We start from the raw sequence: 20,322 nt of genomic DNA on the forward strand, positions 1-20,322 counted from the left end.
TTAAAAAAACGCCCGGTGTTCACCGGGCGCTTCCAGGCATTGCTAGTCTTTATAGACGGGAAATTCCATCTCAGTATATTTGACGATCCGACCGCCCCGCACCAGCCTGTAACCCAGCCAGATCAGCAGGAACAGCGGCAGACCGATATAGGTAGCCGCCACGCCGTACCAGTCAATTTTATCCTGCAGGAACGCCTGATAATTCTGGCCCAGAGTGATAATCAGACAAAGGACAAAAGCAAAAATCGGTCCAACGGGAAAAAAGCCGGAACGATATGGCAGCGCAGTAAGATCGTGGCCCTGCGCAACGTAACCCCGACGGAAACGGTAGTGGCTGATTGCAATACCGAGCCAGGCGATAAAGCCGGTCATGCCTGAGGTATTCAACAGCCAGAGATAGACTTCCTGGTTGCCAAATTTCGAGGTTAAAAAGCACAGACCAGCCACCACCGTGGTCGCCCACAGGGCATTACGGGGGACGCCACCTTTTGACAGGCGGGCAAAGATACGCGGTGCTTTGCCTTCGCGTGCAAGGTTATAAAGCATGCGCGTTGAGGCGTACATTCCGGAGTTACCCGCGGACAATACCGCCGTTAAAATGACCGCGTTCATCACCGCCGCCGCTGACAGCAGACCGGCATTTTTGAACACCAGCGTAAACGGACTGACGCTGATATCTTTAATATCATTGTGTAACAGCTGCGGATCGGTATAAGGCAAAATCAGGCTGATGATCAGGATAGCCAGCACATAGAAGAGCAGGATACGCCAGAACACCTGACGTACTGCGCGAGGAATATTCTTCGCCGGATCTTCTGATTCGCCCGCCGCAATACCGATGAGTTCAGTGCCCTGGAAGGAGAAGCCGACAATCATCGCCACGCCGATCATCGCGGCGAAACCGCCCGCAAATGGCGCGTCACCGACCTGCCAGTTATGCCAGCCCGCATTTTCAGCGCCGCGCATAATCCCGACAATCATCAGTACGCCAACCACGATAAAGATCACCACGGTGACAACCTTGATCAGCGAAAACCAGTACTCCGTTTCGCCGAAGCCTTTCACCGAGATGTAGTTGATCAGGAACATCAGGCTCAGGAACAGAGCGCTCCAGATCCATCCTGGCGTGTCCGGGAACCAGTAATTCATCACCAGTTGGGAAGCCACCAGGTCAACGGCAATCGTAACCGCCCAGTTGTACCAGTAGTTCCAGCCAAGGGCAAAACCAAAGCCTTCTTCGACGTATTTCGCACCGTAGGTAGCAAAAGAACCGGATACCGGCATAAATGCCGCCAGTTCACCCAGGCTGGTCATAAGGAAATAAACCATCAAACCAATCAGAACATAGGAGAGTAACGCGCCGCCTGGACCGGCCTGAGAGATGGTGGCACCTGATGCCACAAAGAGGCCTGTACCGATTGAACCGCCAATGGCGATCATGGTGAGGTGACGCGCTTTTAGATCGCGTCGTAACGCAGGTTGTTGTGTTGTTTTTGTGTCATTATGCATGTGTAAACATTACGCTGGGTAAAAATAAGGCGCGATTGTAGCAGCAAAGGCCGCACTGTATAGCGAATGCTGCGTTGATATAAGTTACCTTCATGATAGGCGGCAGATTATTAGCGGCAGCGCCTGTCTCCCTGAATTTCAAGGGGTTGAACCGCTTATTTCATCATCAGCCTCCCCCTGCGGTTATTCCCGGCAGTAGGACAAAAACCGTGACAGCGCCTTTGAGATATGTTTTTGCCGGTGATGAATACGGTAAAGCGTACGCGTCAAATTGGGCAAAGGCGTATTCAGCTCAATGAGCGTTCCGGCACTGAGCTGGTCGGCAATAACCCGGCGGGATAAACAGCTAATGCCCATGCCGTGACGCACGGCATGTTTGATCGCTTCGGAGTTGCCCAGTTCCATGCCCAGCTGGAAGGTTGGCAGATGAGACAGCAGCAGGTAATCAACGATTTCGCGCGTCCCTGAACCCCGTTCGCGAAGAATCCAGGTGGCCTCCGCCAGCGATGCCAGCGTCACCGGCTGCTGTAAAATGGCAGCATCCGGCGCGGCAAACACCACCAGCTCATCGTCAAGCCAGGGCTCGCTTACCAGTTCCGTCATATGACAGGGACCTTCGATTAACCCGACATCAACCCTGAATTCAGACACGGCCATGATCACGTCCTGGCTGTTTCCCACGCTCAGCTCTAAAGGTAAGGTCGGGAAATCACGGCGGTAGCCGGCAATCATCCCCGGCAACAGGTAATTCCCGATTGTGCTACTGGCATAAATTCGGATAGCCCCGTTATCTTCTTTAAACAGCTGTTCGATTTCCGTCGCCTGTTCAAGCAGGCCCACGGCCCGCGGGTAAAGTAACCGGCCGTGTTCATTCACTACCAGTCGCTTACCTACACGGTCGAAAAGCTGAACGCCAAGCTGGTTTTCCAGATCGGCGAGTGCCGCACTGACGGCTGACTGGGACAAGGCCAGCACCTGAGAAGCCTGCGTGGTGGAGCCGCTTTTCAGCACTTCGGTAAAAACGTCGATTTGTCGCAGTGTAATGTGCATGGAGACTCCTGAATCTAACGCTGTAAGAGGTAAACCATCAGGGCTATCCACAGCAGAAAAACCACACCCAGCACACCGAACAGGGTTTTACCGCGTGCACGCTGCTGCCGGGCACGCTCTGCGCTGCTGGCGCGCACTTCCGTGGGTAACATTTTCAGCAGCAACATGACGCCGGTGGGAATGATCACTGCATCATCGAGTAGCCCGACGACCGGGATGACATCAGGGATCACATCAATGGGGCTGATGCCGTACGCCATAAGTCCCACGGCCGCGCCTTTACACCACAGCGGCGTTCGGGGATCGCGGCAGGCATAGGCGAGCGTTAAAACATCCCTTTTGATGAGCGTGATGAAGCGCCCCAGTCGTGCGAACAGCATATATCCTGCCTTATCACTTATAGCGGTAGATTATAAATATATAATCAATTTCACTTTTAACAAACCTGGCGCGATGATGCGTGCTCAACCAGGAGCGTAATCATGGCCGACATCAGCATTTCAAAATCTCACACTGTGCAGCAATGGCTGCCAGGCCTGTTGCTATGCGGTACCCTTGCCAGCGTCACGGCGCTGCTGGCGCAGGTACCTGCCGTCTCGCATCTGGGGCTGGGTTCGTTAACTCTGGCCATTATGCTGGGCATCATTATCGGCAACAGTGTTTATTCCCCCATGGCCGGTCAGTGCGACGCTGGCGTACTGCTGGCCAAACAAAAACTGCTCCGGCTGGGCGTGATACTGTTCGGATTTCGCATCACCTTACAACAAATCACGGATGTCGGCCTGAGCGGCGTCGTTATTGATGTACTGACCCTGAGCAGCACGTTTTTTATAACCTGCCTGCTGGGCAGGCGCCTGCTCAGGCTCGATCGTGACACCGTGTGGTTAATCGGTGCGGGGAGCAGCATCTGCGGTGCCGCTGCCGTACTGGCCACAGAGCCAGTCGTGAAAGCGGCCCCCTCAAAGGTGGCGGTGGCGGTGGCAACGGTCGTGCTGTTTGGCACCCTGGCGATCTTTGTTTATCCCTTGCTGTGGCCATGGGTTCATCATCTTTTCCCTGCCGTCAGTCTGACACAGTTTGGTGTTTTCACCGGTTCGACGATCCACGAAGTGGCCCAGGTGGTCGCCGCCGGGCACAGCATTGCGCCCGAAACCGAGAGCAGCGCAGTCATTGCGAAAATGCTCCGGGTGATGATGCTGGCTCCGTTTTTACTGTTGCTAAGCGGTGTACTGCGACGTGAACAGACAGCACAGCATAGCGCACAGCCGGTCACCTTTCCGTGGTTTGCTTTAATGTTTGTTGCTGTCGCTCTGTTCAACTCCCTGCACTGGTTGCCGGCCGGGTGGGTTAACACATTAAATACCCTCGGCGGGATCCTGCTGACCATGGCAATGGCAGCGTTGGGCTTAACTACCCGCTTTACTGCCCTGCGCGCTGCCGGATTTAAGCCTGTGCTGTTAGGAGCACTGGTATTTGTCTGGCTGATTGTGGGTGGCGGTACTATTAATCTGCTGGTCCAGCACATCATGGCGTAAGCACGCAGCCCTCTCCCTTCCTGACCGGCCCTTGACGGGGCAGGTTATGGCGGCCACTTCCCCTTCACTGCCCCACACGCGGAGATTTGCGAGACGCGCCGTACATTACTGCGCCGTTATTAGGCGAACGCCCCGGTCTGCCCTATTTTAGGCGGGTCATTTTTTCGAGCCGGGACGGATGAAGATAAAAACCACCACGCCAACGCCTCACGATGCCCTGTTCAGGCAGTTTCTGACACAGCCCGATATTGCGCAGGATTTTATGGCGATCCACCTGCCAGAACCGTTACGCGCCCTTTGCGACCTGTCCACCCTTAAACTGGAATCGGGTTCGTTTGTCGAAGACGATCTGCGTCAGTATTTCAGCGACGTGCTCTACAGCCTTAAAACAGCATCCGGGGAAGGCTACATCCACGTGCTTATCGAGCATCAGTCCGGTCCGGATCAACATATGGCCTTCAGGTTGATGCGCTATGCGGTTGCCGCCATGCACCGCCACCTGCAGGCCGGGCATAAAACACTGCCGTTGGTTATCCCGATGTTGTTCTATACCGGTAAACGCAGCCCGTATCCTTATTCCCTCTGTTGGCTCGATGAATTTGCCCGACCGGACATCGCGGGCGCACTGTACACCACGGCTTTCCCTTTGGTTGATGTGACGATTATCCCTGACGAGGAGATTGCACACCATCGCAGCATGGCCGCCTTAACCTTACTGCAAAAGCATATCCACCAGCGAAACCTGACAGCCCTGATTGACAGCCTGGTCAGCCTTCTTCTACATAAACATCTCTCTTCATCGCTGGTGATATCGCTGGTAAACTACATGATACAGGTGGGCGAAGCTTCAGATGCGCAAACCTTTGTTCATAAGCTGGCACAGCGGGTGCCGCAACACGGAGAGGCTCTGATGACCATTGCAGAACAGCTGGAACAAAAAGGCATTGAAAAAGGCAGGAAGGAAGAAGCGCTGAAGATTGCCCGGACCATGTTAAATAACGGCCTTGATCGCCCGACCGTGATTAAAATGACCGGCCTGACCGAAGACGAATTGGCGAAACTCCGCCACTGATCCGCTGCGTTGCCTTCTTCCGACAGACAAGGTCGATTCGGCACCGGCCGGTTTCGCCTCACGCCCGGCCCCTTTTCTGAGACTTTTCGCGTATTCGGGTGAAAACAGCGAGCCCTTTGTGGCACGGCTGTATTCCTGATAATGCCCCCTCCTGACCTCGCTAAAAATTTCCTGCGCAACGCGCTTTGCCACAGCGCCATCGTGTATCATGCCGTTCAATCTGAGTTAAATCCTTCAGGAGAACGGCATGAAGTATATTGGCGCGCACGTCAGCGCATCGGGTGGTGTGGATCAGGCGGTCCTCCGCGCCCACGAACTGGAAGCCACGGCTTTTGCGCTGTTCACGAAGAACCAGCGTCAGTGGAAAGCCGCCCCGCTGTCAGACGAAACCATCGCCGCCTTCCGCGCTGCCTGTGAGAAATATCATTTTGGACCGGGCCAGATTCTGCCGCACGACAGCTATCTGATAAACCTGGGGCATCCGGTCATGGACGCGTTGCAAAAATCGCGCGATGCGTTCGTAGATGAAATGCAGCGCGCGGAACAGCTGGGGCTGACGCTACTGAATTTTCATCCGGGCAGTCATTTACAGCAAATTGATGAGCTGACCTGCTTAAAGCGCATCGCCGAGTCAATTAACATCGCCCTGGATCAAACTCACAGCGTGACCGCCGTTATCGAAAATACCGCCGGTCAGGGCAGCAACCTGGGGTTCCGCTTTGAACATCTGGCGACCATTATTGAACACGTCGAAGATAAGTCGCGCGTCGGCGTTTGCATCGATACCTGCCATGCCTTCGCGGGCGGATACGATCTGTGCAGTGAAGCCGCCTGCACGGAGACCTTTGCCGAATTTGAGCGCGTGGTGGGTTTTAACTATCTTCGCGGGATGCACCTGAATGATGCCAAAAGTACGCTGGGCAGCCGGGTTGACCGTCATCACAGCCTGGGTGAGGGGAATATCGGTAAAACCGTCTTTAGCTGGATGATGAAGGATTCGCGGTTCGATGGTATTCCGCTGATTCTGGAAACCATTAATCCCGATATCTGGAAAGATGAAATTGCCTGGCTTAAGTCAGAACAACGTTAAGAAATAAGACAAAGGAGCCTTGCGGCTCCTTTGTCGTCTTACCTGTCAGGCTTTCGCCAGCTCTTCTTCCGGGCGCTTCAGTACTGCATAGCCTAATCCGGCAATCGCGGTACCAATCAAAATCGCCATCAGATAACCCACGACCGGCGTAATCGCCCCCGGGATTAACAGGACGAACAGGCCACCGTGCGGTGCCATCAGCTTGGCCCCAATCGCCATGGAAACGGCACCGGTTACTGCGCCACCGACGATACAGCATGGCAGGACGCGCATCGGGTCACGGGCCGCAAACGGAATCGCACCTTCTGAAATAAAGCATAGACCCAGAACCAGCGCGGCTTTACCGCCTTCCTGCTGACCTTTGTTAAATTTACGACGCGCAACCAGCGTCGCCAGCCCCATCGCCAGCGGTGGCACCATACCGGCAGCCATAATCGCGGCCATAGGTGCGTAGGTTTGTGAACTCAGCAGGCCGACGCCAAATGCGTAAGCAACTTTGTTAACAGGACCACCCATATCGGTACACATCATGCCACCCAGGATAGCGCCCAGCAGGATTGCATTCGCGGTACCCATGTTAGCCAGCCAGCTGGTCAAACCGCTCATGATGCCCGCGACCGGTTTACCTACCACGTAGATCATCAGCAAGCCGGTGATCAGGCTGGCAAACAGCGGAATAATCAGGATAGGTTTTAGCGCTTCCATACTCTGTGGCAACTTCACCTTACCGCTGATCAGTTTGGCCGCATAACCCGCAATAAAACCGGCGATGATGCCGCCAAGGAAGCCCGCGTTGATGCTGGTGGCGATCATACCGCCAATCAGGCCAGGCGTCAGACCAGGACGGTCCGCGATTGAGAAGGCAATAAAGCCCGCCAGAACCGGAACCATCAGTGCAAAGGCACTCCCGCCACCGATTTGCATCAGGGCAGCGGCCAGCGTACCGGGCTCTTTAAAGGCCGTGATACCAAACGCAAAAGACAGCGCGATACTCAAGCCACCCGCCACCACCATGGGCAGCATGTAGGAGACGCCGGTCAACAGGTGACGGTAAGCCCCCGCGCCGCCCTCTTTTTTCTCTTCCTGAGAACTGTTTTGCGCGCCAGAAGGTTTATAAGGCTTCGCTTCTGCCACGGCTTTATCCAGCTCCTGCGCGGTCTTTTTCAGTGCCAGACCAGTTGAGGTGCGGTACATCGGTTTACCCGCAAACTTAGCCAGATCCACTTCGATATCCGCGGCCACGATAACCAGATCGGCTGCGGCAACTTCTTCAGGGGTGATCGCGTTACCGGCCCCTACAGAGCCACGGGTTTCAACTTTAACCCACCAGCCGCGTTTGGTCGCTTCCGCCTGGATTGCCTCGGCCGCCATAAAGGTATGCGCAACGCCCGTTGGGCAAGCGGTCACAGCAACCACACGTTTTGGCCCATTCGCTGGCACAGCGGCAACGGCAGCAGGTGCTGCCACGCTGGCTTGCCAGGGTTTCGCTTCGGCTTTGGCACGATTCAGGAACAGTTCAGGTTCACTGACTGCCTGCTGCACATCGCCCAGCCACACGGATTTCCCCGTCAGCGCGGCATCCTCTGGTACTGTTTTACCGGTGACGATCACCAGTTCGGCCTCGGCCGGGTTTTCGGTTAGCGTTATACCAGCCTGAGCAGCCGCAGCGGCCAGACGTTGTTTTGCCATGTAGGCAGAAGCCAGTCCTGTTGAAGGATCTTTTATCAGCAGCGTTTTCACTATCGCTCTCCTGCTGTCAGTTAACGGGTTGTAAGTCGACGCGCGCCATCATTGCGGCCAACTGGGTACGATCGGTCACGCCGACGTTGCTCTGGCTGACAGCCATCGCGGCTACCGCAGTAGCCAGACGTAACGTATGTTCACTGGATTCACGCATTAACAGGCCATAAATCAGGCCACCTACCATGGAGTCACCTGCGCCAACGGTGCTGACAACTTCGCACACCGGCGGTTTAGCTATCCATTCACCTGAGGCATTGACCCAAAGTGCGCCTTCAGCACCCAGAGAAATCACCACATGTGCAATGCCCTGCTCACGCAACTCGTGCGCTGCGTCAATCACGTCCTGAAGTGCAGGTAGCTTGCGCCCTGCCCAAATCTCAAGCTCGCGACGATTAGGTTTAACCAGCCAGGGGGCGGCTTTCAGGCCCGCCACCAGGGCTTCGCGGCTACTGTCAAAGATGATGCAGGGACAGTGCGTACGCAGTTCAGTCATCCAGCGGGTAAAGGCATCAGGATCGACCCCCTCCGGCAGGCTGCCACTCACGCACACCATGTCGAACTGGCCCAGCCAGGTTAATGAGTCGCTGGTAAAGCGATCCCAGTCCTGAGCCGTCACCTGAAAACCGGAAAAGTTAAGATCGGTCACATCACCGGTTTGCTCAGTCAGCTTGACGTTGATGCGCGTGCGGCCATTCACGACCTGAAAACGGTTGGCGATCCCCAGTTCACTAAAGAGCTGCTGAAAACCATCCTGATTGTCTTTACCCAGAAAGCCACCAACGGTTACGTCGATACCCAGATCTTTCAGCACCTTCGCCACATTGATGCCTTTCCCGGCAGCATGTAAGCCAGTGGTTTTCACCAGGTTCACTTCACCACGTTCAATTTCTGGCGTATAACCGACCAGATCGTACGCAGGATTCAACGTGATGGTTGCAACACGTCTGGTCATGCCGCCCCCTCACCTAAGCCACTGTTGATGGCTTCTTCGATAGCCGTCAGCGCCTGTTGGGCATCTTCCCCACTGGCAGTAAAACGCAGGCGGTGACCTTTTTTCACACCCAGCGCAACGACTTTCATCAGGCTGCGTCCGTTTGCAGGTTTACCGCTGCCATCGAGGTTGGTAATCGTAATGTCGCTGTTGAACTGTTTAATCACGCTCACCAGGGCGGTCCCCGGACGCGCATGTAAGCCATGCTCGTTGCGAATAGTAAATTCAGCCGTCAGTTGGTCTGCCTGCTCGTCAACTTCGCTGGTTAGCAGGGCATAAACACCTGCCGCATCGGCTTTCAGCAAACGGTCGGCTTTGTTGCTGTGCAACAGTGCGCTCAGGTAACCCAGTACCTCCAGCGGGCGGTCATCGACGGCGGCCACGCTGACTAGCATTGCCACGGATTCACCTTCATGTTCAAAGGCTGTCGCCGCGCGGCTGACGGCCACACCGCTTTGCAGATTGCCTTTGCCGCTGTCGCTTAACCAGATGCCCTGCCCCAGACTCAGCGGTTTACTGGAAACCACCTCAGCAACATAGCTGGCATCAACCACACCCGCAGCCTGTAAGCGGCCGGCATTGACGGCCTGCAGCGTTATCAGGTCACGTGCGCTGACATCCAGGGAAATTAGTGAAGTATCGAAGCTGAATTCAGCTGACTGCTTCTCACCCATCAGCAGCGCGCGCAGATCTTCAGCAGAGGCCGTTTTAAGCTGTTCGGCGATGCTGTCGTCACTCAGTACGTGCGTCAGCTGGCGCAGCAACGTCAGATGTTCATCAGATTTCGCGGCAATACCAATCGCGACATAGGCCGTTTGATCGTCGCCCCAGGCAATTCCCTGAGGAAACTGAAAGACCTGAACGCCGGTTTTCAGCACCAGATCGCGCGTGTCGGTGGTGCCATGAGGAATGGCGATGCCATTACCCAAAAAGGTTGAGGTTTGCTGCTCACGCGCCAGCATGCCGTTGACATAACCTTCCGCCACGTTACCCGCAGCGGTAAGTGCCGCCGCAACCTGACGAATCGCATCTTCTTTATTTTGGGCGCTGGCTCCGGTATGGATGGCCTGCAATTCGAGCTGGAACATAATTCTCCTCGCTTGCTGATTGAATCGTTTCAGCTCAATGGTGTTGAATCTTGCTGTTTGACCTGGTGAAGGTTGTCACAGCAACGCTGAAACGTTTCAGGGATTGTTATTCAGCTTGGCTTTGCAGGCAAGAAAATGCGTAAACGGCATAACAGATCTTTGACATTACGCACAATTCAGAGAGGTTACGGAATTTTCTTAAAAATAGTGCTGAAGTCTGGACGACACGAGGCCGATTTTTTGAGCGTGATTTCAGCAGCGTCAGCAGACGCTGCAAACAGGGTAACGTTAACCTCTCAGAGGCACGTTGCCAGACAGTGATAATCCACCAGCACGGGCTTCACAGCATGGCGGCAAAGGGGCTTAGCCTTTTACCCTCATGATGTCCTTAAGGTTAGAACAGCCTTGCTAAACCTGCTGCAAAAAGCATCGACAGACCGGTAGCCAGCAGGCCAGGCAGGATAAATGGGTGATCGATTATCCGTCGGCCAAGGCGGGTGGATCCCGTATCATCCAGCGCAACGGCGGCCAGCAATGTGGGATAGTTCGGTAAGATAAACAGGGACGCGGTAGCGGGAAAACAGATAACAAGCGTGGCGGGCGCAATGCCCATACTTAAGGCCATCGGAAATAAAATTTTGGTCGATGCCGCCTGAGAATAGAGAAAACATGATGCCAGTACGATAATCAACGCCAGTAACCATGTGGAATCCAGAAAATAGCTCGCCACCCTATCCTGCAACCACAGACGATTGCTCTCCATAAATGTGGAACCCAGCCAGGCCACACCCAGTATGCATATACAAGACGTCATTCCGGTTTTAAACACCGACGATCCCGGAATTGTATGCACATTCACCCGACAGAACATGACGATAGCCATCGCCACCGTTAGCATTACGGCAATCCGTGCCTGTCCGCTATTGAGAACGGGGCGGGTAATGATCTCCATTTTAGGGCTGCTGATAATGGCATAAATCAGCACTGTCACCAGGCCGACAATAAAAATCAGTACTGAACGTCTGCCGTGGAGAGCGGAATGCGAATGCTGTACGGTGTTTACCGCATCATCCTGATGCTCAAGCTGGTCTGTGTGACGTAAGCGATCCCACCACAGGTAAAACAAGGCGGAACAGAAAAGCGCCATGAAGGTGGCGGGAATGGTCACGGCAATCAGTTCAATATAGCCCCAACCATGCGGTCCCTGTTCCAGAATCCCAGAGAGAAAAATCACGGCGGCAGAAATGGGCGAGGCCACAATGCCCAGTAAGGATGCGGCAACGGAAAGCGCTAATGCGCGGGTTGGACGAAGGTGATTATCTCTGGCCACAGCCACAATCACGGGCATACAGGCAAAAGAGACCTGCCCGGTACTGGCCATCATGGTCAGTAACCAGGTTGAGAGCGGTGCCGTAATCACCAACAATCGCGGATAGCGACGTAAGGCACGTTCTGTCAGTTGCACCAGATAATCAATGCCGCCTGCCTGTTGCATGGCCGATATGGCGACGATCACCACCATAATAAATACCATTACCAGCATGGGCAGATCGCCAGGCGTGGCACCCAGCGCGCACAACATGATTACACCCGCCCCACCTGCAAACCCCACACCGATACCGCCAATACGCATTCCCAAAAACAGAAAAAAAAGCACGGTCATAAACTGTAGTAGTAGCATGATCCCATTCCTTCTGACTGCGGTTTACACCGTTCCAGCCCACACTCAAGGCCGGTACAGGCTTCCTTTCACTCCGCAAGGTTGCAACGGGTTATTTATCGGTATGTCCTACAGAGAAATGGCACGCGGCTAAATAACCGTTTTCTGCGTATCAGGTGCACTGAGGGTGTAAATTCTTATCGCGCTGATGCCTTTTTTCTCTGGCTGGCTGCCGGTCAGTAAACCGGGTTATCCCAGAGATACGTTGAATAGCCTTAGGCCGCGACGACAGGCAGTTCCCACATGAAGGCGCCCTGCCTGCCAGACTCGCCCGTTTTATTTCACCCGGCCCAGCTCAGCAGAACGCATTGCGGCATGAATCTCTTCGGCCGCTCCCTCACCCAGCGGTAACAGCGGTGAACGGACAGTGGCATGTTCCAGAATGCCACGCGCAACCAGCGCATGTTTGAGTGCGACAGTGCCTTCCATATGTGAGCCACGATGGTAAACCGCTTTAGTCACAGGCATCAGTCGATCATGTAAAGCACGTGCTTTCTTATAGTCCTGCGCTTTACCTGCGTTAATCATTTCAATCAGCGGCTCAGGGGCAATATTGCCGTAGCCCACCAGGAAGCCATCAACATCAAAAATGGTATGCAGCAGATATTCATCGTGGCAGGTCAGAATCTGTAGATCGGGACGTTCACGGCGGATGACGGGAATTTCAGTATCCCACCGCCGCATATTACGCACGCCATTTTTCATCGCAAACACGCCGGGTTGCGCGGAAATATCCAGCAGCGTTTTCAGGTTATAGGTGGCTTTGGTCACATCCGGGTACTGGAATAAAATAAGCGGTAAACCACTCTCTTCATACACGACGCGGTAGCGATCCTGAGGTGCGCCGTCCTGGTATCCAAAACGCAACCAGCCGTGTGAGGGATAGAGCAAACCGGCAGCCGCACCGGCCTCGACAGCGCGTTTTGCCTCACGCGCCGCGACTTCGGTGCCTTCCCCGGTAATACCGGCAATAACGGGGATTTTGCCTTCGACCGATTTTACAAATGCCCGAATCACGTCGGCCTGTTCATCCTGCGTCAGAAAGGTGCCCTCGCCAGCATGCCCCAGGACCACCAGCCCCTTTACGCCGTCGATACTTCCCAGCCAACTGCCCAGACGTTGAATCGCGTCAAAATCCACTTGCCCTTCGCGCGTGAATGGGGTGACAGGCGCAGGGGTTAAACCTCTGAGGTCGATATTAATCATGATTAACTCCTTGATGTGAAATACTTTTAGTCACAGGTTCAGTCAAAGTGAACACAATATGAAAACGTTACTGCAATCGTTTTCACATAAGATAAATTGGCAATCTAATTTCATCGCGTCAACCAGCGGCGATTGATAAATGAGGCAGTTATCACAAAACGCTTTGGGAGACGAAGAGAGTTTGCGATCGGGATCCCAGCGGCTTAATGACCACATTACATTCGCAATGCGGTCATTAAAGGAACGATTACTGATGAGGAGAAGACGTGGATTTTCGCGGAATTAACGTAGGAATAATGGTCGATAAATGGGGTTCATGCCTGCCATGGATAAGCATATCTACAGCATTACCGGCAATATGTTCCAGCGGTGTTCGCACTGAGGTCAATGCGACAGGCAAGCGGCTGACCAGGGGGATATCGTTGTATCCGACCAGTGACAGGTCTTTGCCGATGGTCATGCCTGCACGATGCGCCGCAGCCATGACCCCAATCGCAATCTCATCATTGACCGCAAAAATTGCGGTAGGCCGCGAGGGATGGTTCAACATTGACGACCCCACATCTTCGCCTGACTTGATATTAAAGTCAGACGAACGGCACCATTCTGGCCGAACAGGCAAACCGGCTTCATTCATTGCCCGTTCAAAACCTTTACGACGATTCAACGCATTGGACGCAAAATCCGGTCCACCAATCATCCCGATTTTTCTATGGCCTAAATCGATCAGATGACGCGCTGCAAGGTAGCCGCCCATTTCGTCATCGCCAACGGAAGAGGGGCTTATTCCATCCGTACGCAATACCAGCACGTGCGGTATTTCGCGCTCCCGCAGGGTCTGGGGAAGCGGATCGCCCAGACGACAGGTTGAAAGAATCAGGCCGTCAACGCGTCTGTCCAGTAGGGATTCTGCGGACGCTTTTTCCTGTTGCGGATCGTCACCACAGGTTGCCACGATGGCAAAATAGCCGCGTCGTGAAGCCGCTGTCGCGATAGCCTCAAACAGCATCGCCGTCACCGCATCCGTCATACGCGGAACCAGAACGCCAAGCGTGCCGGTATCGCCCCTGCGCAGGCTGGAGGCAACATAATCACGCCGATAGCCAAGTTCACGGGCAACCTGGCGAACCTTTTCAGCTGACGCGCTTTTTGACTGTGGAAGCCTCTCATCCAGAATTCGCGATACGGTGGAGATGCTTACGCCCGCGGCATTAGCAACATCACGCATCGTTATCAGCCTTTTATCCGACTGTTCCTTTTCCTGGCTTTCCTGATCCATATATCACTCCGAGGATTAATGTGGGTGGCAAAGGTCCCTCTGCAGACGGCAATACTATACAACAGACGCTATAACAACGGGATACGCCCTTAACATGCACTGCGTGGGGGCCGCATTTCTCTTTGTCGTCACGCCTGAAGAATACGATTTTCAACGCTTAGGCTCTTATTGTTCTCCCCAGCCTGAGCATCCCCGTAAAGGCTATTGAAGAGAGTATGACCTGTTTCACGCTTTTTCGATTGCCTGAGAGCGGAATGTGAACACGTTAACAATTAATCAAGCCGCTTAATTGACGCAGCGGGATATTAAACCAACGATAACTCATGTGAAAACGATTGCATTAACGTTTTCAAACTATCCATTTTGCACAGGTTTTATGCAACTACCGTCAGTGAGTGGGCTGCAAATGCATGGCTCAGGAACGCGCGTCGTCTTGCATGTTTGCCCCATATCCATCACGCAACAGGGTGTAACTATGTCAACTCAGGTTATCGCTTCCCACGCTCATCCCGCCGACGCATCAGTATTACTGGCACGGCTTGAGCGATTGCCCATCACACGCCGGTTAATGGCGATTCGTGTTGTGGTAGGGCTGTCCACTTTTTTTGATGCCTATACCATTATTGCCATCGCGTTTGCCCTGCCACAACTGACGCAGGAATGGGGGCTTACGCCGACGTTCGTCGGTCTGATCATTGCAGCCAGCTATATTGGGCAACTGGTGGGAGCGCTCTTTTTTGGTACGCTGGCAGAAAAAATTGGCAGGATTGGTGTTTTACGTATCACCATCGTGATGTTTGTGATTATGGATGCCGCCTGCCTGTTCGCCTGGAACGGCTGGTCAATTCTGATCATTCGTTTTTTGCAGGGACTGGGCATTGGTGCTGAGGTTCCCGTTGCCAGTGCCTATATCAACGAATTTGTCGGTGCAAAGAAGCGGGGTCGGTTTTTTCTGCTTTATGAAGTGATCTTTCCGGTCGGCATGATGTGTGCTGGCCTTATCGGATTCTTTCTGGTGCCCATTTATGGCTGGAAAATCATGTTTCTCATTGGTCTGATCCCTTCAGCTCTGGCGGCGCCTTTGCGTTGGTTTATGCCAGAGTCTCCGCGCTGGTTAGTCTCTAAAGGCCGCCATCAACAGGCTGAAAAAGTCGTTCAGTCGTTTGAAGCAGAAGCCCTACGTCGCGGTATGTCATTGCCCGACCCCGTAATAAAACCCGTACCGGTGATGCCCGCCTCGTCCAGCGGCGTAAAGGCGCTGTTTTCAGGTATCTACAAATCCCGCACGTTTATGCTGTGGGGATTATGGCTCACGGTTTATACCGTTAACAACGGCATGATTACCTGGTTTCCCACTATGTACAGAACCTTGTTTCATCTGCCACTAGAAACCAGCCTGGCCTATGGATGGATTACCTCTACCTGTGGTGTTATTGCCTCTGTCATTTGTGCCTTTAAGATCGATCAAGTAGGCCGTAAGCGCTGGTACACCTGGGCATTTATGCTGGCCATTATTCCGCTCATCGTGCTGTGTGTACTGGGTGCCAATACGCCATGGCAGATACTGATATTGGGCAGCATGGCCTATGCTATTTTGCAAACAATTGCCTTTTCACTTTATCTCTATTCTGCCGAACTGTATCCGACCAGACTTCGCGCGACAGGTACTGCCTTTTCCAGCGCCTGGCTGCGCGCCGGGTCGTCTGTTGGGCCGCTGATGGTGGGTTTCATTGTATCTGGATTTGGTATCCGGTTTGTTTTCATTGCGTTCGCCGTGATTGCCCTAATCGGCGGAATGATTACCCTGCTCTTCGCCATTGAAACCAAAGGGAAATCGCTTGAAGAGTTATCGCCTTGAACGGGCAACATCACGTCGGGTCAGATACATCGCTATCGGGGGCTTTCCTGTAAAACCCGTTCCGCCACGGAAAGCGCAGGCAGAGCAGCGTTAACAGGCGGACGTTGGCATAAGTCGAGGGCACAGGGTGACACGCTAAGGATCGGCAGACCGCTACGCATTAGGGCGCGGTGCTCTGCTCAAGGTGAATCAGGTAATCCATCGCGTCATGGCGATTACTGCCGCACATGTCAGCCGAGGGCTGAAGCCCGGCGCAAACTTTTGGTCGCAGGGGAGAACCAAAAATTTTGCACAGATTATTCTCCGCAAGTTGGACGCACCGGGTATTCGCGGGCTTGCCGTGCGGCATACCGGGAATGGGCGAGGAGATGCTGGGGGCAATACAACAGGCGCCACAGCCTGTACGACATTCCATGGTTTACGTCCTGGATAGGTGTAAACCGCGCACGATAGCAGAAGGGCCCCGCGCCCGAAATCACCTTTACAGAAAAAAGCGCTTAACCACTAAGAAGATAAGACAGGGTCAGGGGCTCAAATGGCCCGTGTCATGCCAGAACCCATGAAATATCGCTGTCCTGGTTGCCCTATCCGACGCGCCCTGCTGTTGCCCCCGACCACAAAATTTTTCGCGCTATCTTGCCTGTTCACGACCGCGCGAGTAACGTTGCGCGCACTATTACTCTGCAAGTGAGAACAGCAATGCCAAAGGCGAATGAAATCAAAAAAGGAATGGCCGTTACCCACAATGGAAAACTGCTGCTGGTAAAGGATATTGATGTCCAGAGCCCCAGCGCGCGCGGTGCGGCAACGCTTTATAAAATGCGTTTTACCGATGTTCGCACCGGTATGAAGGTGGAAGAACGCTTTAAGGGCGACGAGATCATTGAGGCCATCTCCCTGAGCCGCCGCAGCGTTACCTTCTCCTATATTGATGGTGATGAATACGTCTTTATGGACGACGAAGATTACACGCCCTATTCCTTTAAAAAAGCGCAAATAGAAGAAGAGCTGCTGTTCATCCCGGAAGGTGGCATTCCCGGCATTCAGGTACTCACGATGGATGGCCAGGTGCTGGCGCTTGAGCTGCCACAAACCGTGGACATGGATATTGTGGATACTTCACCCGGTATCAAAGGCGCATCGGCCAGTGCCCGCACTAAGCCGGCGGGAATGTCTACCGGTTTGATCATTCAGGTTCCCGAGTACCTCAGCAACGGCGATCGCATTCGCATCCATGTTGCCGAGCGTCGCTATATGGGACGTGCCGACTGATAACGCGCGCTGTACGCCGGGTTGACAGGTAGTGTTATATTATAACACCGCCCTCTTTCTCTACAGGAGTCACTGGCATGACACGCGTTAACCTTCTCACCGGATTTTTAGGCAGCGGAAAAACCACCACGCTGCTTCATCTGCTGGCGCACAAGCCCCAGAATGAAAACTGGGCTGTGCTGGTCAATGAATTCGGTGAGATTGGTATTGATGGCGCGTTACTGGCCAACCGTGGCGCGACGTTAAAAGAGATCCCCGGCGGCTGCATGTGTTGCGTTAATGGGCTGCCCATGCAGGTCGGGCTAAACAGGCTGCTTCAACAAAACAAGCCCGACCGCCTGCTGATTGAACCCACGGGACTGGGCCATCCACGCCAGCTGCTACAGATGCTGACGTCGTCTGTTTATCAACCCTGGATCGAACTGCAGGCCACGCTAACCCTGCTGGACGCACGCCAGCTCGCCGACGTGCGTGTAACGGAAAATGAAAACTTTCGCGATCAGCTGGCCGCGGCCGACATTATTGTCGGCAATAAACGCGACTGCTGGTGCGAGGCCGATCGGCAGCGCCTCCAGGCGTGGCTTGCCGCCCATCAGGACGATCGTGAATTTGTTACTGCCGAGTTCGGTCAGATTCCCCTGGCGTTACTTGACAGTCCGCGCGGGAAACCGCGCGCCCTTCCGCATCCGGTCCACCATCATCACGCTGCGGCCCCGGGCAGCGGTATCGCAGCCTTGCGACTCGACGGGCGCGCGTCATGGCGTCGGGCGGTGAATGAGGGTCAGGGTTATGTCGCCTGCGGCTGGATTTTTGACCACGAAACGGTGTTTGATAGCCTTCCTTTGCTGGAATGGGCGCGGCTTGCCCCCGTCGATCGGGTTAAAGGCGTGCTGCGCATCCCCGAAGGATGCGTCAGCATTAACCGTCAGGGAGAAGACGTGCATGTTGAAATTCTCGCCGCAACCCCACCTGACAGTCGCATTGAGATGATTCATTCCTCATCTGCCGACTGGAATAGTTTACAATCTGCTTTGTTGAGGTTTCGTTTAAGCTGACAGGATTAAGGTCGGCGGTTATTTTTTACTAGGGCAGAATTATGCACGCAACACGCCTTGTCACCATCCTGTTGCTTAACGCACTGGGACTGGTGCTGTTTTTTTCATGGTATTTACCGCCCCATCACGGGTTTTGGTTTGATATCGATAAAGGGATTTTCTTCGCGTTTAATAATGAAATGGTGGATCACCCAAGGTTTGCCCTGCTGGTCGCCATCACTAACTTTCGCGGTTTTGACGCCGTGTCGTTGCTGGCGATGGGGTTACTCTATCTATGGCTGTGGCGGCGGGAAACGCCTGCGGGCCGCCGTCGTATGTTTGCCATTGGCATTACGATGTTGCTGACAGCGGTCGTTTTGAACCAGGCGGGCCATTTGATCCCGGAAAAACACGCCAGCCCGACGCTGTTCTTTGAGAACGTTCACCGCGTCAGTGAGTTAACGGGTATCCCAGCCAAAGATGCGTCAAGCGACAGTTTTCCGGGCGATCATGGCATGATGCTCATTATCTTTGCGGCATTCATGTGGCGTTATTTCGGCTTCCGTACGTTTTTAGTGGGTGTTGTCATTGTGGGGCTGTTCTCGCTGCCACGCGTCATGGCAGGCGCGCACTGGTTTAGCGATATTGCAGTCGGATCGCTTTCCGTGGCGTTAGTGGGATTAAGCTGGTGGCTATTAACGCCGGCAAGTGATTATCTGGTTAATTGGTTTTATCACAAATTACCGGGTAAAAATAAACCCTAATAGTAATTAATTAGCGAGGGCGGAATAATGATTAAATTATAACCCGCCCTCACTTATAAAAAACCCATGGAAATAATTAGCAAGCTAACCAAAAAAGACATCCGAACCCGATGATAATACAGGACTTCTCTTCAGCCTTCGACGACAGTTACTCTGCTGACCTTCTCCCAGCCCGCACTAAGCCTGGAATTAGCGCCAGATCACCCCTTTCCTCCTGTTATCACCTTGAATAACTGTTGATAAAGTGAACAAGTTATTTAAGTTTGATAAGTATCAAAAAAACCTATCAGAATTTGATTAAAAGCGCTCGCCACGGCCTCTGGAATCGGTTAATCTCGGTCGCAGTGAGAAAAGAAGACGCGGTATTAAGCATTCTTTAATAGATAAAATGTGGTGATTTACACATTTTTATAATTAAAGCATTGTCTTGTTCTGACTGGCTTATTAATCTCATTCCGTTTTGTCATCTGGCTGGCGACAATCTTGTCGTAAGGACTTCGAAGGAAAACCCGAATAATGGTCAAGTCTCAACCAATACTGAGATATATCTGGCGGATTGCGCCCGCTCTGGCGCTGGCAACTCTCCTCTCAGCTTGTAGCAGTACCCATAACACCGTTAAAAACGAGAATCATGAAGTTAACAACCAGAATGGTTTTTTACTTCAAGCGTCTCAGGATGAGTTCGAAGAGATGGTGCGCAACGTTGATGTTAAGACGCGCATCATGGATCAATACGCGAGCTGGAAAGGTGTTCGTTACCGTCTTGGCGGTGATACCAAGCGTGGTATTGATTGTTCCGCTTTCGTTCAGCGTACGTTCCGCGAACAGTTTGGTCTGGATCTTCCTCGCTCAACGTCCGAACAGCAGGGAACGGGAAAAGAGATTTCTCGCAGCAGACTGCGACCGGGTGACTTAGTTCTCTTCCGTGCTGGCTCAACGGGCCGTCATGTCGGTATCTACCTCGGCAATGACAACTTTGTTCATGCTTCGACCAGCAGCGGTGTCATGATCTCCAGCCTTAATGAAGATTACTGGAAAAAACGTTATCGCGAAGCGCGGCGGGTCTTAAGTCGCAACCCGAGCTAATGCAGCTCCCGAATGTCCTCTCAGC

18 protein-coding genes are annotated in these 20,322 nt (G+C 53.5%); 8 read left to right on the forward strand and 10 right to left on the reverse strand.

Annotation, left to right across the window (positions count from 1 at the left end; all coding sequences use genetic code 11):
- Nucleotides 1–42: 42 nt before the first annotated feature.
- The 3 genes from DFO57_RS13735 to DFO57_RS13745 form a co-directional block, all read right to left on the reverse strand.
- On the reverse strand, nt 43–1,509 hold the full coding sequence (locus DFO57_RS13735; RefSeq protein WP_029570288.1) for an amino acid permease: 1,467 nt from the start codon (nt 1,507–1,509) through the stop codon (nt 43–45).
- Between the two features lie 183 nt (nt 1,510–1,692).
- On the reverse strand, nt 1,693–2,559 hold the full coding sequence (yieE, locus tag DFO57_RS13740; protein WP_014594115.1) for a DNA-binding transcriptional regulator YeiE: 867 nt from the start codon (nt 2,557–2,559) through the stop codon (nt 1,693–1,695).
- 14 nt (nt 2,560–2,573) lie between these two features.
- Nucleotides 2,574–2,939, reverse strand: a complete 366-nt coding sequence (locus DFO57_RS13745; RefSeq protein ID WP_013026432.1) for a YkvA family protein — start codon at nt 2,937–2,939, stop codon at nt 2,574–2,576.
- Between the two features lie 102 nt (nt 2,940–3,041).
- Between DFO57_RS13745 and DFO57_RS13750 the strand changes: the two genes are divergently transcribed.
- The 3 genes from DFO57_RS13750 (at nt 3,042) to nfo (ending at nt 6,256) form a co-directional block, all read left to right on the forward strand.
- The gene (locus DFO57_RS13750; RefSeq protein ID WP_110015428.1) at nt 3,042–4,094 is read left to right on the forward strand and encodes a YeiH family protein; all 1,053 of its coding nucleotides are present in this window, start codon (nt 3,042–3,044) and stop codon (nt 4,092–4,094) included.
- Between the two features lie 178 nt (nt 4,095–4,272).
- Nucleotides 4,273–5,166 (forward strand): Rpn family recombination-promoting nuclease/putative transposase, encoded by an 894-nt coding sequence (locus tag DFO57_RS13755; protein ID WP_078828800.1) that lies wholly within the window; start codon nt 4,273–4,275, stop codon nt 5,164–5,166.
- A 247-nt stretch (nt 5,167–5,413) separates the two neighbouring features.
- Entirely contained in the window at nt 5,414–6,256 is an 843-nt protein-coding gene (nfo, locus tag DFO57_RS13760) for a deoxyribonuclease IV (protein ID WP_014594118.1), read from the forward strand.
- Between the two features lie 45 nt (nt 6,257–6,301).
- Here the strand turns inward: nfo and fruA are convergent, their stop codons facing one another.
- The 6 genes from fruA to DFO57_RS13790 form a co-directional block, all read right to left on the reverse strand.
- Nucleotides 6,302–7,996, reverse strand: coding sequence for a PTS fructose transporter subunit IIBC (fruA, locus tag DFO57_RS13765; RefSeq protein ID WP_014605420.1), 1,695 nt, complete (start codon nt 7,994–7,996; stop codon nt 6,302–6,304).
- A gap of 16 nt (nt 7,997–8,012) precedes the next feature.
- Nucleotides 8,013–8,951, reverse strand: coding sequence for a 1-phosphofructokinase (gene fruK / locus DFO57_RS13770; protein ID WP_013026437.1), 939 nt, complete (start codon nt 8,949–8,951; stop codon nt 8,013–8,015).
- Nucleotides 8,948–10,078 carry a fused PTS fructose transporter subunit IIA/HPr protein gene (gene fruB / locus DFO57_RS13775; RefSeq protein ID WP_014605419.1) on the reverse strand — a complete coding sequence of 377 codons (1,131 nt, stop codon included), beginning with the start codon at nt 10,076–10,078 and terminating at the stop codon, nt 8,948–8,950. Before fruB ends, fruK begins: the two co-directional genes overlap by 4 nt.
- 394 nt (nt 10,079–10,472) lie before the next feature.
- Nucleotides 10,473–11,759 (reverse strand): anaerobic C4-dicarboxylate transporter family protein, encoded by a 1,287-nt coding sequence (locus DFO57_RS13780; protein WP_028715355.1) that lies wholly within the window; start codon nt 11,757–11,759, stop codon nt 10,473–10,475.
- A 315-nt stretch (nt 11,760–12,074) separates the two neighbouring features.
- Nucleotides 12,075–13,004 (reverse strand): dihydrodipicolinate synthase family protein, encoded by a 930-nt coding sequence (locus DFO57_RS13785; protein ID WP_022623417.1) that lies wholly within the window; start codon nt 13,002–13,004, stop codon nt 12,075–12,077.
- Nucleotides 13,005–13,251: 247 nt separating this feature from the next.
- Nucleotides 13,252–14,283 carry a LacI family DNA-binding transcriptional regulator gene (locus DFO57_RS13790; RefSeq protein WP_064374086.1) on the reverse strand — a complete coding sequence of 344 codons (1,032 nt, stop codon included), beginning with the start codon at nt 14,281–14,283 and terminating at the stop codon, nt 13,252–13,254.
- Nucleotides 14,284–14,758: 475 nt separating this feature from the next.
- Between DFO57_RS13790 and DFO57_RS13795 the strand changes: the two genes are divergently transcribed.
- Nucleotides 14,759–16,141, forward strand: a complete 1,383-nt coding sequence (locus tag DFO57_RS13795) for an MFS transporter (protein WP_044042313.1) — start codon at nt 14,759–14,761, stop codon at nt 16,139–16,141.
- Nucleotides 16,142–16,301: 160 nt separating this feature from the next.
- Here DFO57_RS13795 and DFO57_RS13800 read toward each other — a convergent pair whose 3' ends face one another.
- Entirely contained in the window at nt 16,302–16,556 is a 255-nt protein-coding gene (locus DFO57_RS13800) for a YkgJ family cysteine cluster protein (RefSeq protein ID WP_014605415.1), read from the reverse strand.
- Nucleotides 16,557–16,840: 284 nt separating this feature from the next.
- Between DFO57_RS13800 and yeiP the strand changes: the two genes are divergently transcribed.
- From yeiP to mepS, 4 genes are all read left to right on the forward strand, one after another.
- Entirely contained in the window at nt 16,841–17,413 is a 573-nt protein-coding gene (yeiP, locus tag DFO57_RS13805; RefSeq protein WP_014594125.1) for an elongation factor P-like protein YeiP, read from the forward strand.
- Nucleotides 17,414–17,490: 77 nt separating this feature from the next.
- Entirely contained in the window at nt 17,491–18,468 is a 978-nt protein-coding gene (locus DFO57_RS13810) for a GTP-binding protein (RefSeq protein ID WP_110015429.1), read from the forward strand.
- A gap of 41 nt (nt 18,469–18,509) precedes the next feature.
- Entirely contained in the window at nt 18,510–19,211 is a 702-nt protein-coding gene (locus DFO57_RS13815; protein ID WP_029569009.1) for a phosphatase PAP2 family protein, read from the forward strand.
- A 516-nt stretch (nt 19,212–19,727) separates the two neighbouring features.
- Nucleotides 19,728–20,297 carry a bifunctional murein DD-endopeptidase/murein LD-carboxypeptidase gene (gene mepS / locus DFO57_RS13820; RefSeq protein ID WP_013026447.1) on the forward strand — a complete coding sequence of 190 codons (570 nt, stop codon included), beginning with the start codon at nt 19,728–19,730 and terminating at the stop codon, nt 20,295–20,297.
- Nucleotides 20,298–20,322: the final 25 nt, after the last annotated feature.

This window comes from Pantoea sp. AG702, from assembly GCF_003182295.1.
In the GTDB taxonomy this organism is placed as follows: Bacteria; Pseudomonadota; Gammaproteobacteria; order Enterobacterales; family Enterobacteriaceae; genus Pantoea; species Pantoea ananatis.